This is a genomic window from Marinomonas sp. AWM4_232 (assembly GCF_056158325.1).
The window spans coordinates 1-3,630 of the sequence record NZ_JBSWTA010000016.1 but is presented as its reverse complement, the minus strand read 5'-3'; the positions used below and the strand labels follow the sequence as shown (position 1 = coordinate 3,630).

At 59.0% G+C, this 3,630-nt stretch carries 3 protein-coding genes and 1 pseudogene; 2 read left to right on the top strand and 2 right to left on the bottom strand.

Going from position 1 to position 3,630, the window contains the following annotated elements; genetic code table 11:
- Window positions 1-107: 107 nt before the first annotated feature.
- The gene (locus ACXAC1_RS20265; protein WP_475064046.1) at window positions 108-377 is read right to left on the bottom strand and encodes a hypothetical protein; all 270 of its coding nucleotides are present in this window, start codon (window positions 375-377) and stop codon (window positions 108-110) included.
- Window positions 378-813: 436 nt separating this feature from the next.
- Entirely contained in the window at window positions 814-1,101 is a 288-nt protein-coding gene (gene yajC / locus ACXAC1_RS20260; RefSeq protein WP_475064044.1) for a preprotein translocase subunit YajC, read from the bottom strand.
- A 1,392-nt stretch (window positions 1,102-2,493) separates the two neighbouring features.
- Here yajC and ACXAC1_RS20255 point away from each other — a divergent pair.
- Window positions 2,494-2,988: pseudogene (locus tag ACXAC1_RS20255) on the top strand (mechanosensitive ion channel domain-containing protein); the annotation flags it as partial.
- 102 nt (window positions 2,989-3,090) lie between these two features.
- On the top strand, window positions 3,091-3,630 hold a 540-nt coding region (locus ACXAC1_RS20250; protein ID WP_475064043.1), incomplete at its 3' end, for a serine--tRNA ligase.

Genomic DNA, 3,630 nt, shown 5'->3' with positions numbered 1-3,630 from the left:
AAGGTTAAGTTCCTCGTGCAGTGTCAAGAGATCAGCACCTACGCCCAGCGACCGGGTTAAAGGTCAACTGCGCCGTGGTACCGATGATACCCTTTAGTTCACCGGCACTACCAATGCCCGGCACCTGAATCAGAGATACGATCCGCGCCCTGGCGTTGAATGGTGGGTTCGCGCGTGCCGACCTCGTCGATCCGGCGGCGGATGATTTCCAGCGCCTGACGCACGGTGCGGTCGTCCGAAGCCAGCTTCTCGGCCTCGGACAGTTGCACGACGAGGGTGTTGCCATCAGCGCGAACCTCGATATCGGTGGCACCAACGCCGGTCAGCGTCTGCACCTGACGGGCGAGACCGCGCACAACTTCCAGCGCGCGGGACATACCCTCGGGCTGGCTGATCAGAACGCGAATTCTCGATCCGGGGCCGATTCCTGTTTGCGGATCGTGCCGACGGTTGCGCGTTCGACCCGCAGGGCATCGCGCACCTCGGGCCACATCGCCTCCATCCGGGATTCGTAGACATCTCTCGAACCTTCACTTCGGCCAACAGATGCGCCCCGCCGCGCAGGTCGAGGCCAAGATTGACCAGCGACGAAGGCAGCCAGTTCGGCCACTGCGCCGCTTGCGCCTGCATTTCGGGGGTGTCGATGCCAAGCTCAATCGCGGCCTTGGCATCGTTGGATTGCTCGACGCGCGTATAAAACGCATTCGGCAGGGCCATGAGCAGGCCGGTCACACAGACCAGCCAGATCAGAACCCGCTTCCAGGTATCAATTTGCAGCATTACCCTGCCTTTTCAAGGAATTGTCGTGCGAAGTTACTTCGCTGGTTCGGTTTTGTTCAGAACCTGAGCGATGGTCGACTTGACCACACGGACCTTGACGTCCTCGGCGAGTTCGACCTCGATCTCGTTCTCGCCTTCCTTGACCTTCGACACCTTGCCGATCAGACCACCCTGAGTGACAACCTGATCGCCCCGGCGCACGGCTTCGACCATGGCCTGGTGTTCCTTCATCTTCTTCTGCTGCGGACGGATCAGCAGGAAATACATGATCGCGAAGATCAAGATCAGCGGGAGAAACTGGGCGATTGCGCCACCTTCCATGGGATATTCCTTTTGGTTTGCAGATGTGCAGGACCGCTCCGCAAATTTGGCGAGAACCTATGCTTTGAACCTGCCCGTTTGCAAGCAAAGGCGGTCACTGGATTGTCCCGCCTTGACGTACAACTGCTGACCAAGGATGATCTCAAGCGTTGCAGATATGTCCTAGGCACATGTGCTCCACTCGGATATAGTCAGCGGGAAGGAGGGACATATGACAAGGGACATTCAAGCCCTTCCAGCTGTTGATGCTTATCTGGTGCATGCGACCGCTATCATTGCCCTTGGCTGTCCGGACCAATCGCAGGCGCAGGACGCACCGGCCGACGCGGCCGAGCCCGAGACTGAAGCAAACGAGTTACAGGTTTCAAAGCCCCGGTCATCGTGGACGGCGACGCACTGTTCTTTTTGCGCGGCTCCAGCGCGCCTGCCCGCGCCTCAGAGCGAGCAGAATACGTGTTCAGAACACAGATCATCGAAGTTGCCGAAGCCTCGGACAGCTCAAACGGTTGATCGTTACTTATGAGGATACCGACCTTGGCACGCGCATTCTGCGTCGATGGTGTTATCGGTTTCGATGGTCACCGTCGCCGACGCCGAGCTTGGAGCAGATGGGAGCTCGACGTCCTCAGCTTTCTGCACGGTCAGGCCATCGAAGATGCAATCCTCGACCTATCGCACAAACCGCGTCCGAGCAGGCCCGTGTTTCAGGTGCCATCGAGGCGGCGGCGTGGACGGTGGGATTTCGGTGTTTTTGTGCTTGGCGATCACTGTGGCTGCACCGCAGGATCAGACGGCGCACGCTGAAATTCGTCAAACGCCACCTTGAAAGACGTAGAAACCGCCACCGCTAAAAGCGTGCAAGCCGAGGCAATAGCCGCGCTGGTCCGCTATGGCCTGAACTTCGTCCTGCTCGGTGATCTTCTTTCTGGGCTTCTACTATTACCTGTCCTTCGTTCTGTCTGGCCTTCGCCGAGACCCGCTACTTCGCGCAGCTGCTGCTGACCTACCTGACCGAGCCGGTCCTGCTGATCTTCAAAGGCATCCTCCAGGCTACATCCCAACCTGATCATGCTGGGCCTGATCATCCTGGGTCACGATGTACATCATCCGAGGGCATGCGGGTCTTCTTTGATGCGGTAGAGGCGGGCTCGTTCGATCATGGGCGATTTCGAAAAACACTGGGTCAGCCCGACCTTCAACATCGCCCGCGTCGTTGTCATCCTGTATCGCGCTGGTCTTTGCCGTCCCCTACATACCCGGATCGGACTCGGCTGCGTTTCAGGGCCTGACCATTCTGTGGGCGCAATGCTGTCGCTGGGTGCAAACTCGGTCGTGTCCAACATGCTGGCGGGCTGTTCGTGATCTACCGCCGCTCAACCTCGATCTGGGGATCGCATCCAGATCGGGGATCACATCGGCGACGTGGTCCAGATCAAGCTGATGGAGACGCATCTGAAATCAATCAAGAACGAGTTGATCTCGATCCCAAACGCGCAACTGATGAACTCAGATGTGGTCAACTTTTCAAAGAGGACAGATGGCAGCGGGCTGCTGCTGCACACCACGGTCGGCATCGGTTATGAAGAGCCGCCTGAAAAGGTCGAGGCGATGCTGATCGAGGCTGCCGATCGCACCAAAGGGACATCAAGACCAAGCCCGAGCCTTTTGTTTTGTGGACCGCTTTGGCCGACTACGCGATCAACTATCAGATCAACGGCTATAGCAACGCGCGGCAGCATCATCCCGAAAATCCGCTCGGACCTGCATCGCAATATCGTGGCCGTGTTCAATGAGAACGGCGTTCAGATCATGACGCCCTCGGTACATGGCCGATCCGGCCGAACCGAAGATCCCGGCAGAGGAATGGGATGGACACCTGGCGCATGAAATCGCACGAGGGCGCGGATAAGTCGTAACCGGCGCTACACCCTGCCTTTCAGATGGTGCATAAGCGGTTTCAGTGATTCACGCATTTAAGGATCTGAGACCATGCACGACATCCGCGCCATTCGCGAAAACCCAGCCGCCTTCGACGCCGCCCTTGCGCGCCGCGGGGACGCGCCGGGTGTCGTCAGACCTGCTGAGGCTGGACGAAAGCCCGCCGGGCCAAGATTCTGGCCGCAGAAACTGCGCAGGCCGAACAGAACAAGGCCGTCCAAAGAGGTCGGTGCAGCCAAAGGTCGCGGTGACGAGGCTGAGTTCGAACGCCTGCGCGCTCTGGTGGCCGAGAAAAAGGCCCAGGTCGCCCGCATGCAGACCGAGGCCAAGGATCTTGACGCGCTGCTGACCGACCAACTGATCCGCATCGCCAACCTGCCCGCCGAAGACGTGCCTGAGGGTGCGGATGAAGACGACAATGTCGAGGTCAACCGCTGGGGCACCCCGCGCGAGTTGGACTTTGCGCCGAAAGAGCATTTCGAGATCGAAGCCGTTCAAAACGGCATGGATTTTGAGACGGCCGCCAAACCTGCGGCTAAGCGTTATACTGCTGTCCGGGGGTGTCGCGCGCATTCATCGTGCGCTGGCTCA

What these genes read in the sequence shown, in the direction of transcription:
- ACXAC1_RS20265 (WP_475064046.1), bottom strand. Translation starts at nt 377, where the DNA reads ATGTCCCGCGCGCTGGAAGTTGTGCGCGGTCTCGCCCGTCAGGTGCAG.
- yajC (WP_475064044.1), bottom strand. Translation starts at nt 1,101, where the DNA reads ATGGAAGGTGGCGCAATCGCCCAGTTTCTCCCGCTGATCTTGATCTTC.